The sequence below is a fragment of the Peribacillus sp. B65 genome, from assembly GCF_058513295.1.
This window is the reverse complement of sequence record NZ_CP195840.1, coordinates 1,190,343-1,206,620: the sequence shown is the minus strand read 5'-3', so window position 1 is coordinate 1,206,620 and position 16,278 is coordinate 1,190,343. Positions and strand designations below refer to the sequence as shown.

The following is a 16,278-nucleotide window of genomic DNA, read 5'->3' as shown; positions in this document are numbered from 1 at the left end:
AATATTTAGATAACAAAATGAAAATTATTAAATACAACAAACGGTCTCCAGTTAGTCGGCAATTTTTTCATTTTAATTCTTTAACCTTGGAGGTTTCATCCAACACACTTTCCACTGCTGACTTTACGGCCTTCTGCTTTCTATCCAGCATTTTCTTTAGAAGAAATGAAAAAAACAATGTAAACGCCATTCCCTTAACAATCGAAGTAAATCCGTAAACAAGAAGGCCCAGTATGAGTACTATAAGATTAATGATCCTGATTGTCGCTGCAATATCAATTTTTTCATTTTTATGATGCAAAATTAAGGCGATCACGTCAAAACCAACAGTGGAGGCATTTGCTGTTATACATAAATAATATCCTATCGCTATCAAAATCGACGAAATGATAATCACTAAAGCGATATTCATATCGAAATTAATCTTCAATGAATAAAAAAAATTAAAAAAAACCATATAGCTAAGGGAACTTACGATCGACTTAAAAAAGTACTCTTTCCCTAGAAAAACTAAACAAATGATTAACAGTAGCCCTGTAACGAAATTGGCTAGCATGGCAATGTTATAACCCGATAATGCATTCAATAATAATGCCGAACTAGTTACCCCGCCATTGATAATTTCATTTGGAACGATTAAATAAGCATAGGCAAAGGTCATGGAAATGTTTCCTGCGATGATTTTCATCAAATCCTTCATAAACTTCTCACCATCCCATTTGTTTTTTGATAATGCTTTCCCCCCTAAATATATATTTATACTTGAACCATAAGATACACATTCATCTCTTACACCAATTTGTTCGACCCTTATCCCTTTCGATATTTTTTGAATGATTTTACGTAGGGTGCATATTTTTGTTCAAGTGATTAGAAGAATTCGCTAACCAGAATCCTCTCTCCTTCTAATAAATAAAATAAAACATCCCCCTTAAAAGTTGAAGATTTCCTTGTTCACCACAACACCATTTAGACATTGTAGAGGTTCTGTACAAAGTTATCTGAATGAATGAACTAAATTTGCACAGGTAGTACATCGAGAAGTCATCTTATAATGCTCGCTTCAATGGACATAGTTCGAAGATGACACCCCAAAAATCCTAACAAAATAGATAGGAAAAGCATTAATGTAAGGAGGCAAATGAAAAGAAAATTTCCCGATTATTTCCAACAAATATTATTCCGCAATAAAAAAGTTGAGGGATATGCCCCTCAACTTTTTTAGTGTTCCATTAACTATTTCCTAAGAAATGATTTATTCAATAGGTCGTGATTATCATTTTCATGTTACAGGTAATGCTGACTCATCTTTCATAAGCCTTTTTCGATAAACCATATTGGACAGCTGTACACTCACTTCATAAAGCACAAGCAAAGGGACGATAACCAAAATGTCCGAAATTATATCTGGAGGCGTAATCAGGATCGAGATTATGACCAGGACGAAATAAGAAATCTTACGAGACTTTTTCAACACGGCTGGATTGATGATCCCTAATCTGGTCAGGAACATGACCACAAGCGGCATCTCGAATAAAATTCCGAAAGGTAAGATCAAATTAATCATGAACCGAAAGTACTTTTCCGCAGTGAACATCATCTCGAACTGCCCGGCCGATAGGGAAGTGAGGAAACCCAACACTATTGGAAACAACACAAAATATCCAAATGAGATACCTGTGATGAATAAAATGAACAGCCCAGGTATGAAACGAAATGTAACTCTTCTTTCTTCCGGTTTCAAAGCTGGAGCCACAAAGCGCCATAACTGATAGGCTGCCAGCGGAATCGTTGCAGCTATTGCGCAAACCCCAGCGATTATCATATAAACCCATAGGATCTCACTCGGACCGAGCACGGCAAGCTTTCCTTCCAAATCCTTAATGAGCAGTTCATAAATATCCTGTACGAATATGAAACTCACTATGAAAAAAGCCACAAAACCTATCAGTGTTTTAATGATTCTGCTTCGGAGTTCCTCCATATGCTCAATAACGTGTAAATCCTTACTCTCCACTTTCACTCCTCCTTCTAAGACATTTTCTTGCACTATAGCAAATGGCACTTCCCCTCGAACTCTTTTCATGAAAAGAAGCAGGCGAGTCTTTCCGCCCGCTATATCTCATTTACTTCATCCCTCTTTTTTAACAGCTCTTAACGCAGCTTTATTCTCGTTTTCATCCTCTTTTTCTGTATCATTCACTAATCCTTTTGTTGCACTTTTGAATTCGGACAATGTCCGGCCAAATGCACGGCCTATTTCCGGCAGTTTGGACGGTCCAAAAATAATCAGTGCAATCACGAGTACAATCACCAAACCAGGTATTCCTATATTTGAAAGCATTCTTATTCACTCCTCTGATCTTCTCATTTTTCTTCGCTATATCCTTGTCAAGCATCATAATGGTTCCCTATCAATTGGTCACTTTCCCCTGACTTTTCATTCTTTGTTTTTCATGTGCGCGATTATGGGCACGTGTCCGATCTTCCTCGACTTCGTTCGTTTTTTGTACACCTTCCATAACCGCTGCTGATGCAACCTTTCGCAACCCTGATTGATCCTTATCAAAAACAAAGGATGCTCTTGTCGATATATCCGCACCTGGTTCTGTCACGAATGGGACTACACGATAGTCAGCCTTCCATTGTTCTGGTGTTACTTTGCATCGGACATATCCCCGGTAATCATTAAAGAACTTTATATGTGGATTCTGACTTAGTATTTTATCCGTATCCGCACGCTTATCCGCTCCATTTCCACCAGATGTAATGGATGTGCCAACAAACTCCACACCGAAAATCTTTGAATTTGGATCATCGAAATCCGCCTTTAAATTGGCTGCCCAGCTTGCGTGTACATCACCAGTCAACACGACTAGATTTTCCAGATTGTTTCTTTTGATTACTTCAATTAAACGATCGCGTGCAGCCGGGTAACCATCCCAGGAATCCATGCTGAATTTGGGAGCTGCTGGTGTTCCATAATTCCTTTGTGCAAAGAAAATCTGCTGAGGCAGAACGTTCCACTTCGTTTTTGATTTTGATAGATTGTCAGTTAACCACAGTTCCTGCTCTGGACCTAGCAATGTCCGTTTCGGATCAAGAGATTCAGACGTTTGCGGTGAACTTCCATCACCGTTTGCCTGATCATCCCTGTATTGGCGCGAATCCAATACAAAGAAAGAAGCCAGGTCGCCATATGTGAAATTTCGGTATAACCGCATATCCGCTCCCTTAGGCAAAGATGATTTACGAAGGGGCATATGCTCATAATAAGCCTGATAGGCGGCAGCCCTTCTCTTGATGAATGCTTCTACCGATTGTCCTTTTTCCGGGATGACATTTGCATAATTGTTTTCAACTTCATGGTCATCCCAAGTCACTACCCATGGGAAAGCTGCGTGTGCCGCCTTTAAATGGGTATCAGAGCGGTATTGTGCGTATCTATTTCGATAATCCTCAAGCGTGATGATTTCCGGACCACTATGTACACGGACATTACCTGAAGAAGAAACATATTCATTTGGTCCATATTCATATATGTAATCGCCAAGGTGAAAGACAATATCCAGATCTTCTTTTGCCAAATGTTTATAGGCCGTATAATACCCATGCTCAAATTGCTGGCATGAAACAAACGCGAATGACAAGCTCGAAACACTTGAACCTACTGGGGGAAGAGTTTTCGTTTTCCCAGTCTGACTTACTTCCCCTCCGCTTTTAAAACGGTAAAAATAAACCTTATCAGGTTTCAACCCGCTTACTTCCACATGAACGGAATGGCCAAGTTCCGGCCTGGCTATTTCCTTGCCTTGCTGGACAATCTTTCGGAAATTCTCATCCTTTGCCACTTCCCATTTAACGGAAATGGCTTCGTTTGGCATTCCTCCGCCATTCAACGGGTCAGGTGCCAACCTTGTCCATAAAACTACACTGTCCGAGAGTGGATCACCTGAAGCTACACCGAGAGTAAATGGATAATCACTGAATTTCGGGGCAGCATTCACTTCAATTCCGCCCATTGATTGGGCAAGGGCAAGACCTAATGAAAGTCCGGCAAGCTTACTTGCTCCCTGGATAAAGTTTCGGCGGTCCATATTCTTACCTAATTCGCTCCAATTCTTAATTAAATCATCCATTGCTCTTTCATTATTCATTGATCTTTCCCTCCTATTATTTGAATCTGGTTCAAGTATAGAAGGCCATTTTTAAAGGTGTATGAAGATGTGTAAATCAATAAATTTCCAATTAGGAATTTTTAAGCAGGACTAATGGCACCTATTGAAACCAAAGAAAGTTTAAATTCACTCATACATTTACATAGCCCTACAAAGATTTACATATAACGACAGTCTTTCAGCCTAGTTCTCTTAATGAATCATTTATTTAATCGTTACAAATAACTTCCATGGGCTGTTTTTACAATTAAAAAATTTTAATAATCTTATAGAAAGTCAATCATCATTTATGATTCCTTATACATTCTCCGGGAACTTAAATTCCCAACTTGTTCGAATGCTTGAATAAAATTTTATAAGTGAATACTCACTTTTTGTTTAAAAACATCCTAATTTATGTAATAATAGTTTCATAACAAAATATGAAAGTACTTGAGGGATTCTGGATTGGAAAGTATGGAAGCATTATATGAAAAAATTGAGATTTTGAGGAAAGAACTAATAACCACTGGATTGATCTATGGATTTACTGCCCCAAAAACATTACATAAAAGCCAGGAATTAGATAAACTGTTGAATTTACTCGGGGTTCAAAAAAAACCGATTGGTTTAGAATATGTTTAAAAACAGGAATAAAACCTGATTTGATACTTCTAGTAATACTTCAGGGAATCATTACAACTGCAGATAATCGTCACTTTGTAGGTCATGCAGCATATTTCTATTACTTAAACAACTCGTTTTCTTTCTCCCCATTAAAAAGCATCCAAATTAAATGGATGCCTTTTTTATCAACGATTCTTTTAAATTGTCACAGACAACCTAATATTTTAGTTTGTCAATTTTACTTAAGGCCTTTCAATTCAGGGACAATATTGCTTACCTTCCTTCCGGTAACCGCTGCAACGAGATTCTCCGCCGCAAGCATGGCCATATCAAATCTTGTTTGGTGAGTAGCCGAACCTATATGCGGCAGGGTAACCACGTTCGGCATGGCTAAAAGCGGATTGTCAGGCGATACGGGTTCCTCTTCAAATACATCCAAACCGGCTGCAAGGATTTCCTTATTTCGCAGTGCTTCAATGAGGGCCTTTTCATCCACCGTCTGACCGCGGGATGTATTGATAAAGATCGCAGATTTTTTCATCAGCGCGAATTGCTCCAGTCCCATAAGATGCCTCGTCTCCGGAGTATACGGGACCATTAATAGAACGAAATCTGATTCTCTTAAAAGGTGCTCTAAAGAGGAGTAGGTTGTATTGAGCGTTTCCTCCACTTCGGATTTTCTTCGCCGATTATGATACAAAACTTCCATGTTAAAACCGAATTTTCCTCGTCTTGCAATTGACTCCCCAATTCTCCCCATACCGATGATGCCCAATGTTTTCCCATGAACATCAACGCCGTAGAGGGGTTCATCGCCTTTATTTCCCCACTTGCCATCCTTTACAAGCTTGTCCATTTCCGGTATACGACGGGCTGCTGAGAGCATTAAGGCTAAAGCTAAATCTGCCACGGTTTCATCGAGAACACCAGGTGTATTTGTACCGATTATGCTTCTCTTTTTCATTGCCTCTAGATCAAAGTTGTTGTAGCCTACCGAGATATTGCTGACAGCCTTTAGACGTGGTGCATGGTCCAGAAATTCATCATCTATTTTTTCTCCGGTTATGAGCAGTCCCTCCGCATCAGAAATTTGCTTTAACAGTTGACTTCTGGTAATGGGTTCAGGGCCGTTCCATTTATCATACTGGCAATACTTCGAAATAAATGCCTCTACCTCGGCCGGTACTGGTCTTGCTATATACACTTTTGGCTTCAATTTATGTCCTCCTCAATTATCCTATTCTTGAATAGGATGTTTTACAATAAACCAATAACAGATTGCGGCGCATCCGGCGATTAAACCACCAGATATAAAGGCAAGAGAGTAAGAACCAGTTGCATCCACTATCATGCCTGCCACAACAGGGGAAAAGGCTCCACCAAAATAACCGCCAAAATTCTGAATTGCACCTACGGAAGCAACCATGGAAGGAGGAGCAATGTCACCGGCAAGTGCCCACGCGCTTCCAGTAATGGCAGAAATAAAACAAAGTGCAAGAGTCAGTAATGTTAAGGTAATTGCGAGCCCTTTGGCAACTGGTACTGCACATACAACAATAGCGGCCGAGATGGCACATATACTAATTAAGGCTCGCTTTGCTTTAATAGGTGTAGTAATTCCCTTGTCAACCCATTTTTTAGTAAGATATCCTCCGAAAATATTGCCAAAGATTCCGCCAAGCCAAGGAATACCAGCATATATACCCATTTCTTTAATTGAAACATGATGGACATCAAACAAATAAAGGGGAAGGAAGACAAGGAAAATGTTCCAGATCCAAATGGTACAGAAGAAGCCCAGAATCATCCCCCACACGCTTCGATATTTAAATAACGAACCCCATTTTATTTTTGATGATTGAATGCCTTGCTCCACTCCACCACCTTCCGACTTAATGTAATCAAATTCCTCCTTGGAAAGTTTTTGGCTTTTTTCAGGATTTTTATAAAAAATAACAAAACCGATTGCGAAGATGATGCCGACCACACCCGTTATATAAAACAGCGCTCTCCATCCAAAAGTCACCATGATGAAAACGAGTATTGGCGGTGCAATGGCTGGTCCCCATTTGGACGAAGAATCCCAAATTCCAGTTGCCAAGCCTCGTTCCTTTTTAGGAAACCAATACGAAGTGATCTTAGCCATTGTCGGAAAACACGGTGCTTCTCCCACTCCAAGTAAAATCCGTGCAGCAATAAATGAACTCATTTTATGAACGGCTCCGGTTAAAATGGTCGCACCACTCCACCAAATAAGCGCAATTGTATACACCTTTTTGGTCCCGAACCGATCAATCAGCCAGCCGGAAGGAAGCTGCATTAATGCATAACTCCAAGAAAAAAAGGTTCCCAATAATCCGATTTCGGTCACGCTTAGTCCGAGATCCTTCATCATTTCGGGAGCTGCAATGGAGAGGTTGGCCCGATCTAGATAGTTGATTATACCCCCAATCAATAACCAGATGACGACGGTCCAGCGAAATTTCCGGCCAATATTTAATGGCTTTTCTTGCTTTGTTTCCATTCTTGCTTCCATACCTTATCCCCCCTTGTTATATAAAACGCCATAATTGGCAGCGCTTCCAAAATAAGAAAAAGACAGAGTTACGCTTGAAGAATATGTATATACAAGGAGGCTATTGTTTTATAATATAAAACTCGGTTTTTGTTTTGTGACAAAAAAATAAAAAGAAAATTCTATTTATTCTGTAAAGTATCGTATTATGAGGATGTTTGATTGTCAATCTTTATTCTTATTTTTGGGATTATATTCCTAGGAAACGTTTTATGCCAAGTGGGGGAAATTGATAGACCGCTTTTTTTTAGAATAAAAATCATAACAACCTTTAGCGCAAGATCCATTTCCATCTCTCCGGACAGGCTTAGAAACTTTTTTTATTATTTTTCTATAAGGTAAGCAAGCGCTCCTGATACATGCGGTACGTCCATAGACTTACCTGATAAAGAAGTATGTAGTTTACCAGATAAGTGGGACATTAATTGTTCGCTTAGCCTTGCTGTATTCACTTTTCTATTAGTATTAAATCTTAATGGAAGCTGGGATGGTTAATGGAGTTTCCACAACTTACTGATAAGCACCGGAATAATGTTTTCATTTATTGTGAAGATTCCATCTCTATGCACATTTACTACTACTATATTTTTTAACAGCATTTTTAAAAGAGGACTGAAAGACTGGCTCATCATCCGTTCCTTACAGTGACATTAGGTTACACCTATCTCTTCTCCTTTTAGGATCGAGTCATAGCTGTCTTGAGCTTAAAAGAAATAAGTGGAAATACGAAATCATAAAAGATTAACATATGATATTATTTTTGAATTTTTTAAATGAATAAACGGAAATAAAAGAATAATATTAAACTATTGATTGTTAGTTAAATAAGAAAAAGAGCCGTTGTAACAGCTCCTTGTCCCCCTCTTTACCCTTTTGAAACTATAGCATTATGTTTCTCCTACTTATTTTTTACTCTTTGCATCCGTTTGTGCTTATATTGTTCAAAATCCCACTCAGACAAAAATTCTTTTGCAGAAGTATAGCCTGATTTATAGAGAAAGTCGATTTCATCCTCATTCAGTTCAAAGTCCGTTGCGTTGATGCCGCCAGTAGGAATTTGAATCGTGCGTTCAATCGTTTCTTCGTTCATATGTCGTAAATCATGGGCTTGAAGCATCGTTTTAAATATATTTTTGAAAAGGTGGATTGGCGTTGGTATTACCGGATCTATGTTAACTTCATCTTTCACAAAATGGAATCCGAATGTTGGAAAGCGAGGATTGTCTGTATCGAAAATCCATATTGGGAAGTTACTAAGTAAACCACCATCTAAAATGTAGGATTTTTTCCGGTCTTTTGATTTCCAAATAACCGGACGGAAGAAAAATGGTAGAGAGGCACTCATCATTACGGCAGTTGAAACTTTTAAATCAGCAGGAGACATCCCATAGCGTTCCAAATCATCTGGCAAAATAAGCATCTGACCATTCGAAACATCAGACGCAATTATCTTCAACTTTCCATCTGGAAGATCCGCGAATGTCCTAATCCCTTTTTCTGAAAGAAGAGAATCCACCCACGTTTCCAAATAGTCGTTTTTATAAATCCCAAGGTGAACCATAAGTTCCAAAAAGGAGCCAAAAACGGGAATTCGATTTAGAATTGTCCTGCCTCGCATCTTTGAGTAGTTGATTTCACTATACCGTTCTCTAATTTCATGGCTTTTATAGCCACTGGCCAAAAGAGCTGCGATTACTGCTCCTGCTGATGTCCCAGCGAGTCTTTCCCATTCTACTTTTTCCTCTTCCATTGCTTGAATCGCTCCAATAAAAGCAATTCCCCTGACCCCCCCACCTTCAAAAACGGCATCTGCTTTCATTTTTTTCCACCCCTCGATAAGAGTTATTATAATTATTAACAATACTTTCAAATAAAGCGAATTTTCACACTCTTGAAATCCAAAAATCATCCCCGTCAGTTGAAGATTAAAAGTGCTTGACATCGATGGAAGACGGTTCTATTTTTCTAATAAATTAATTCGCTAACAGTATCTAGATTCTCATTGTTGTGTTTTTCAATCTCCAACACAACTTCCGTAATATCATGTTCTTTGACCTTGCCAGCTTTTCAGGTTGTTCGCATGATTAACCGCACTTCTAGTCTATGTTTATGCTCTTCAACCTCGATCAATTGGTTGCATATCTATCATTTTTACTTTTTTTTTACAACTTTTATTATTACATGTCTTTGGACTCTCTACTTGAGAAACCATTAATCATTTACACAGGCTCTACTGCAATATTATTAAAAGGTGTTAGACTCCCTTAACGCAACTTTGATGGTAATAAACGTAAAAACAATAGTAGGATAGCATCTATTAACATGGTATGTCTAAAACGAAGTTTTGCATGGACAAATTATCAGATTATGAAGCAACTTTTGAAAAAGGTATTCTTTAAATTATGTCGAAAAGGATATGTAACAATTGAAGGAGTGAAAAAATGGAAATGAACCGTGCAAGGAAAATGTATGATTACCACGTGTGGGCTAATCAGCAAGTGTTCCAAAACCTAAAACAATTACCGGACGGAGTCTATGGCGACACGATAAAAAGTGTCTTTCCATCCATCAAGGAAGTCCTTGTTCACCTTTACGCAACAGATATTACCTGGTTGGAAATAATGAAAGGATGCACCATTCAAGATACTTTTAAGAAAGTTGAACAGCGGCGGAAAGAAGTGGACGGAGTCTCAATAAGTGAACTTGAATCCTCCTATGATGAACTTGCAAAGGATTATGATATTTTTTTTACTTCACAGCCTGATTTTGAACGGACCATTGTAACCGAACATCCCAAAATGGGGGCTTGTGAGTTTGTACTTGCCGACCTCATCCATCATGTAGTGAATCATGGGACCTATCATCGCGGTAACGTATCAGCGATGCTCCATCAACAAGGCGAGCATGGCGCACCAACGGATTATGTATTTTACTGTTTAAAATAAGCGGTTTGGCAACCGAAAGTATGAAGGAACATCATTTAGGGGTCGCTTTAAACATCCAGATGAAAGCCGATGATCCTCTTGCCAAGGAATCATCGGCTTTTATTTGTTGGGAATGAAAATCCAAACGCTCGTGGCATGGTTAGTCAGTACAAATGCCTTCATTATATGTTACATGATCTTCAGAGCTTTACCCGTTGAAGGCGAAGTGCATTCAATACGACTGATACAGAGCTGAAAGCCATGGCAGCACCAGCTAACCAGGGGGCAAGCAGTCCGATTGCCGCAATTGGTATCCCGATTACGTTGTAGGCAAAAGCCCAGAATAGGTTTTGTTTGATATTCCGCATCGTTTTCCTGCTCATGAGGATTGCATCAGCAATACTGTTCAAATCACCCCGGATCAAAGTGATATCGGCAGCTTCCATGGCTACGTCCGTCCCGGTTCCTATGGCCATTCCTATATCGGCTAGTGCCAGCGCGGGAGCATCATTTATACCATCTCCGACCATTGCCACTCTTTTACCGGCTGCCTGCAGTTTTTTCACTTCTTCCGCTTTCCCTTCAGGAAGGACTTCTGCAATCACTTGGTCAATGCCCACTTGATTGCCGATGGCATTTGCTGTCCTTTGATTATCCCCAGTTATCATGATGACCTGGATATCCATTGCTTTCAACCTTTTAATCGCCGTTAGCGAGGTATCTTTTATCGTATCGGCAACGGCAATGAGGCCTGCATATTCACCTTCAATGCTAGCGAGCATTGCTGTCTTCCCTTGCTCTTCAAAAGCTTCCATCGCTGTTAGGGCATTAGTAATATCCACGTTATTTTGCTTCATCAATTTACGCGTTCCGACGTATAACACTTTTTGATCCACTACAGCTCTCACGCCGTATCCAGGAATCGCTTCAAATTCCTCAATCGCAGCAAGTGATATCTGTCTTGCTTGAATTCCTTGAACGATTGATTGCGCAAGAGGGTGTTCAGATTGTTTTTCAGCTGCGCCGATTAGAGATAAAAACTGTTCTTCTTCCATACCGTTCTCGATGAGGACATCGGTCAACACTGGGGTACCATTTGTCACTGTTCCCGTTTTATCCAAAATGACCATATCTATATGGTGTGTGGTTTCCAAGTGTTCCCCGCCTTTAAATAAAATACCGAATTCAGCGGCCCGACCTGATCCTGCCATGATGGATGTTGGAGTGGCCAGACCTAAAGCACATGGACAGGCTATGACTAGCACTGCAATCATCGCTTCAAAAGCTGGTGTGAATTCTCCAGGGTTAACCCATATCATCCAAACCAGAAAAGTTAAAAGGGCGATTCCGACAACAATGGGAACGAAGACACCGGAAATTTGGTCAGCAAGACGTTGAATCGGGGCTTTGGACCCTTGAGCATCTTCAACCACTTTTATGATTTGAGAAAGAGCTGTATCCCTTCCGATCTTTGTCGCTTTCATTTTGAGAAAACCATTCTTATTCAATGTTGAACCGATCACAGTATCCCCGTTTGTTTTATCCACCGGAATGCTCTCACCCGTTAACATGGATTGATCAACGGCAGAGTTCCCTTCGACTACTTCTCCATCGACAGGGATCTTTTCACCCGGCTTCACCAATATCGTATCTCCCACGATGACTTCCTCAAGTGGTATTTCGCGTTCTTCCCCGTTCCTTAACACCAGTGCCGTTTTGGCCTGAAGCCCCATTAATTTTTTGATGGCCTCGGAAGAACGTCCTTTTGCTTTTGCTTCAAAAAGCTTCCCTAATAGAATGAGGGTGATAAGAATCGAACTAGTTTCGAAATAAAGTTGTGCCGTATTGTGATGGGATCCCATCGATATGATCGCCTGATAAACACTGTAAAAATAGGCAGCGGATGTTCCCATTGCGACTAATACATCCATATTGGCACTTTTATTTTTCAAGGCTTTATAAGCCCCAACATAAAACTGCTTTCCAATCAGAAATTGCACTGGGGTGGCGAATGCCATTTGCACCCAAGGATTCATGAGGAAATCAGGCATATAAATAAACGAAGTAAAACTAAAATGACTTACCATCGCCCATAACAATGGAAATGATAATATGACCGAAAGAATGAATGTATTCTTTTGTTTTTGAATTTCTTTTTGACGGAAATCCACGGATTCCGTGTTATCTTCCTTGATGATCGCCCCATACCCTAACTTCTCCACCCGTTGAATGATGTCAACTGGGGAGGCTTCGGAAGGATCATATTCGACTGTCGCATTTTCAAGCGCAAGGTTCACATTGGCCATGCTTACTCCATCCAGCTTATTTAACCCTTTTTCAATTCGGTTAGCACAGGCAGCACAGGTCATGCCCGTAATCGTAAATTCCTTTTTCTCTTTTACTACATCATAGCCAAGATCTTGAATTTTCTTTTCAAAGTCCTTGTTGCTTAATTTTTCCGTATCATATTTAATGACCGATTTCTCAAGAGCCAAATTAACGGTGGCTTCCTCAACGCCTTCCATTCGGTTTAACCCTTTTTCAATTCGGTTAGCACAGGCAGCGCAAGTCATTCCCGTAATCTGCATACTTGTTTCTTTTATTTGGCCGCTCACATCATCCCCGCCTTCCTATACCGCTATGGGGTATATTTTTTTGTAAAAAAGAAGTGCTAAACAGCACTCTCATAACTTACTCAACATCATAGCCTTGATCATCGATTGTTTCTTTTATTTTTTCAAGTGATACTTTTTCCTTATCAAACGCTACATCCACTTTTCCTGCATCCAAATGCACTTTTACACTTTCAACACCTGCAATTTTCCCTACATTCCCTTCAACTGCATTCACACAATGACCACAAGACATTCCACTTACATTCAATGTTACATTTTCCATTTCAACATCTACTCCTTTATTTTTTCATTAATTTTTGTATCGTTACAAGCACTTCATCTATAACCTCTGTATCCCCTTCATTCAGGCGTTCAACCACACAATTCCTAAGATGCCCTTCCAGTAAGATCTTGGCCACACTATTCATCGCGCTTTGTGTAGCTGCTATTTGGGTAATCACATCATCACAGTACGTATCTTTTTCTATTAGACCCTTTATACCGCGGATTTGCCCCTCAATTCGATTTAACCGGGTCGTTAAATTCTTTTTTACTGCTTCTGAGTGATGACTTCTTCGGCCGTGGGAAGAGGTCGTACAGCATTCTTCTTCATTCATCGTTTCTTGCCCATTCATCATTTCATCCATTAACCATCCCTCCTCGAAAATTAATATACCATACCCTCCTACCCTATGCAAAGAGAAAAGCTATTGTGTCAATATTTCTTTATTCTTTGCTTTTTAAGTATATCTATTCCTTAGTCTGTTTAACAAAACTACACACAAAATACCCCATGCGAAGCTAAACAAAAAAGGATGAACTACATGAGTCTACTAAGGATGCAAATAAAAACACTCATCTCCGGAGAAATGAGTGTTTTTGGATCTTAATACCCTACGCTGGCATAATCCCGATAAAGTTTAACGGATTTCAACTTTTTAGTTGGTTGTCTGTTTTAAAATTGCATAGTTAACACACCGAAATTAATAGATATGTTTGTTTTCAAATAAAGGATGTTCTTACTCCACACCTTTTAGTTGAATACACAAAAAAGTAATATATTTTTTATTGGTTATCAAACAAATAATCCAACAATCATAGCACTTAACAAGGAGACAGCCATGCCGCTAAGCAACAGCTTCCAAACATTCCTTCCGATAATGTGCGATTTTTCATCATCGAAGATAGAATTGAACGTACCATAAATCAAATCATGCCAACTGTACTGAAATTGGCAAATGAGGTGAGATACGTAACTGCCACTGCGTTCCTTTATTCGATTCCAGAGTGCCAGAGAAATATAGAAAGTTATAAGTAGGCGGCTACTGCAGAGTTCAAACTTTGAAGAAGCTTTTTAGGTTTAATAATATTTCAGCTTGTTAGACCTAGAGTTTTATTTTCATAGTAGTTTAATAAGCAATAAATTTACAAAAAAACCTTTAACTCCCAGAGGGTTTGTATCACTTTGTATCCGAGTTCCTAACACAATATGCAATGAAATTAGGATCATATACTTTTCTGTTCTTTATCTTAAGGCTACCTAAACTCCCTTAAAACTTTTTTTATATTTTCTAATTTCTGGTGATTTAGTTTCAGCATTCCATGCCCTTCTTGAGTCTTTGGTTTGCCCAGCGAAACTGTATTATTTATGAGTTCATTAAATTCTTCTAACTCTGTTAATTTACGGCCAAGTATTGTTTCAAATTTATTTATCAAAAGCGCAACAGCCCCTGACACATGTGGGGCAGCCATGGACGTACCTGATAAGACGGCAAATTGGTTACCAGGAAAGGTTGATACAACTTTCTCCCCAGGGGCTACTAAATCCACTTCACCATTAGAATTACTAAATCTGGAAATGCGTTCACGCCGGTCAACTGAGCCTACTGCCACAACTTCCGGATATGCAGCTGGATAACTGTACTCGTTTGTTTCGGCCTTACCATCGCCTGCATTTCCCGCGGCACACACGACCATTATATTAGATTGAACGGCGTTTATAATCGACGAATGTAAGGCCGGATCATTATCCGGTCCCCCTAATGACATCGAGATAACCCGTACTTTTTCGCCATTAGGACCTGTCCAATTGACAGCGTAATTAATAGCAGACGTAATGTTTTCTGTTGTTCCTTCTCCTGATCCATTTAAAACCTTAAGTACCAGCAACTTCGCTTTAGGTGCTGCACCTACAACTCCAAAACCATTTTCTGCTGCTGCAATGGTTCCGCAAACATGAGTCCCGTGTCCGTTATTATCGGCAAATTTAACAGGATCACCATAATAATCGTCCGTGAAATTATATCCACCAATAATTTGATCAATCAAATCAGGGTGATCTGACTGGCATCCTGTATCGATTACGGCTACTACTATGTTCTCACCCTTAAACCCTTCTCTCCAAATAGAGCGTGCACGAATCATTCTAATACCTCGTGGAACTTCCAAGGTATTTTCTGTTATTCCTTCTACTTGGAAGGGTACTAATTGAACATTTGGCAATTCTAGCCTCTCCCTTCATATTAACCCTAAGACGGGCAGAAACACCTCCTTTTGTAATAACCATTGAGGGGAATCCACACTTAAAACCCGTTTAGGAACGCTGAATCCAATAACATTGATTACAGCCTTTCTTTATCCTATGAATGGAGACAAGCTTTTGCTATAAACCTTAGTCTAATTTGATATTTTAGTTTACTAAAACAAAATACATTTAATTGAGATGGAATAGATATATCACCGTTTACAAATCCTTAGTAAAAAGAAGAAATGGAAATCTATAATCATCAGAACCTTAGCAAAAATAGTAATTACATAAACGACCTTATTGGAAAGGAAAAAAAGCTACCTCCTCGGCAGCTTTTGCACTTCCATTATAATAACCAATATAGCCACATTTTTTTATTTAAAGGCACTGGTTAAATGTTGATTTTTCACAAAGAAAAAAGGACCATATTAATAGGGTCCTTGTGAAACATCTTCTTCAACAAACGCAAGGTTGGTTATATAGAAATTATTAAAAAACAGCGCGATTTGTTTTACTAAAATTTTAAAAAAGAGTGTAATCAATCCGTATCTTTCACTTTTTTTGTAGTATCATTTAGGTCTTGTAGCTCTTATTTTCGCACTTTCACCTAGCTCACGTGAAAACTCTTCATTCACACGATCCGGTTCGATTTTTAAGTTATTGGGAGTTTGAGCTAATGATTTTTTTCTGCTAGATGATTTTTGATTGTTTGATCTTCCCATAATATTGCCTCCTAACTATATTTTAATCTTTATTAGTATGGCTAAGAATCACATTTATATATCTTTAGATTTGTTCATGAACGACTTTTTTCCTTATAAATTTTTTTGGGACTGCTCCTTCTTTTACTACT

At 39.1% G+C, this 16,278-nt stretch carries 14 protein-coding genes and 1 pseudogene; 2 read left to right on the top strand and 13 right to left on the bottom strand.

Annotated features, from left to right (window positions below; genetic code table 11):
- Positions 1 to 67: 67 nt before the first annotated feature.
- The 4 genes from ACSR9O_RS05915 to phoD all read right to left on the bottom strand — a co-directional run bounded on the left by ACSR9O_RS05915 (position 68) and on the right by phoD (position 4,157).
- Positions 68 to 700: a YitT family protein gene (locus tag ACSR9O_RS05915; protein WP_491724121.1), complete on the bottom strand. Its 633-nt coding sequence runs from the start codon at positions 698 to 700 to the stop codon at positions 68 to 70.
- 582 nt (positions 701 to 1,282) lie between these two features.
- The gene (gene tatC / locus ACSR9O_RS05910) at positions 1,283 to 1,984 is read right to left on the bottom strand and encodes a twin-arginine translocase subunit TatC (RefSeq protein ID WP_402903739.1); all 702 of its coding nucleotides are present in this window, start codon (positions 1,982 to 1,984) and stop codon (positions 1,283 to 1,285) included.
- Between the two features lie 147 nt (positions 1,985 to 2,131).
- Entirely contained in the window at positions 2,132 to 2,344 is a 213-nt protein-coding gene (locus ACSR9O_RS05905; protein ID WP_096338675.1) for a twin-arginine translocase TatA/TatE family subunit, read from the bottom strand.
- A gap of 70 nt (positions 2,345 to 2,414) precedes the next feature.
- Complete coding sequence (gene phoD, locus ACSR9O_RS05900; protein ID WP_491724120.1) at positions 2,415 to 4,157, bottom strand: alkaline phosphatase PhoD; 1,743 nt, start codon at positions 4,155 to 4,157, stop codon at positions 2,415 to 2,417.
- Between the two features lie 477 nt (positions 4,158 to 4,634).
- Here phoD and ACSR9O_RS05895 point away from each other — a divergent pair, with 477 nt between their 5' ends.
- A complete protein-coding gene (locus ACSR9O_RS05895) occupies positions 4,635 to 4,802 on the top strand; it encodes a Spo0E family sporulation regulatory protein-aspartic acid phosphatase (RefSeq protein WP_491725450.1) in 168 nt (55 codons plus the stop codon).
- Positions 4,803 to 5,022: 220 nt separating this feature from the next.
- On the opposite strand, the gene ACSR9O_RS05890 is transcribed toward ACSR9O_RS05895, so the two are convergent.
- From ACSR9O_RS05890 to ACSR9O_RS05880, 3 genes are all read right to left on the bottom strand, one after another.
- The gene (locus ACSR9O_RS05890; protein ID WP_491724119.1) at positions 5,023 to 6,000 is read right to left on the bottom strand and encodes a 2-hydroxyacid dehydrogenase; all 978 of its coding nucleotides are present in this window, start codon (positions 5,998 to 6,000) and stop codon (positions 5,023 to 5,025) included.
- A gap of 21 nt (positions 6,001 to 6,021) precedes the next feature.
- On the bottom strand, positions 6,022 to 7,320 hold the full coding sequence (locus ACSR9O_RS05885) for an MFS transporter (RefSeq protein ID WP_402942281.1): 1,299 nt from the start codon (positions 7,318 to 7,320) through the stop codon (positions 6,022 to 6,024).
- A gap of 937 nt (positions 7,321 to 8,257) precedes the next feature.
- Positions 8,258 to 9,178: a patatin-like phospholipase family protein gene (locus ACSR9O_RS05880; RefSeq protein ID WP_101221785.1), complete on the bottom strand. Its 921-nt coding sequence runs from the start codon at positions 9,176 to 9,178 to the stop codon at positions 8,258 to 8,260.
- A 622-nt stretch (positions 9,179 to 9,800) separates the two neighbouring features.
- Between ACSR9O_RS05880 and ACSR9O_RS05875 the strand changes: the two genes are divergently transcribed.
- Complete coding sequence (locus ACSR9O_RS05875; RefSeq protein ID WP_434169375.1) at positions 9,801 to 10,304, top strand: DinB family protein; 504 nt, start codon at positions 9,801 to 9,803, stop codon at positions 10,302 to 10,304.
- A 179-nt stretch (positions 10,305 to 10,483) separates the two neighbouring features.
- On the opposite strand, the gene ACSR9O_RS05870 is transcribed toward ACSR9O_RS05875, so the two are convergent.
- The 6 genes and pseudogenes from ACSR9O_RS05870 to ACSR9O_RS05845 form a co-directional block, all read right to left on the bottom strand.
- On the bottom strand, positions 10,484 to 12,871 hold the full coding sequence (locus ACSR9O_RS05870) for a heavy metal translocating P-type ATPase (RefSeq protein WP_491725449.1): 2,388 nt from the start codon (positions 12,869 to 12,871) through the stop codon (positions 10,484 to 10,486).
- Positions 12,872 to 12,974: 103 nt separating this feature from the next.
- Entirely contained in the window at positions 12,975 to 13,181 is a 207-nt protein-coding gene (gene copZ / locus ACSR9O_RS05865) for a copper chaperone CopZ (RefSeq protein ID WP_491724118.1), read from the bottom strand.
- A 16-nt stretch (positions 13,182 to 13,197) separates the two neighbouring features.
- Entirely contained in the window at positions 13,198 to 13,536 is a 339-nt protein-coding gene (locus tag ACSR9O_RS05860) for a metal-sensitive transcriptional regulator (protein WP_491725448.1), read from the bottom strand.
- Between the two features lie 437 nt (positions 13,537 to 13,973).
- Positions 13,974 to 14,164 (bottom strand): annotated as a pseudogene (locus ACSR9O_RS05855) (nucleoside transporter C-terminal domain-containing protein); the annotation flags it as partial.
- A 270-nt stretch (positions 14,165 to 14,434) separates the two neighbouring features.
- Positions 14,435 to 15,322, bottom strand: a complete 888-nt coding sequence (locus tag ACSR9O_RS05850; RefSeq protein WP_402942276.1) for a S8 family peptidase — start codon at positions 15,320 to 15,322, stop codon at positions 14,435 to 14,437.
- A gap of 672 nt (positions 15,323 to 15,994) precedes the next feature.
- Positions 15,995 to 16,147, bottom strand: a complete 153-nt coding sequence (locus tag ACSR9O_RS05845) for a YfhD family protein (RefSeq protein WP_098373080.1) — start codon at positions 16,145 to 16,147, stop codon at positions 15,995 to 15,997.
- Between the last annotated feature and the right edge of the window lie 131 nt (positions 16,148 to 16,278).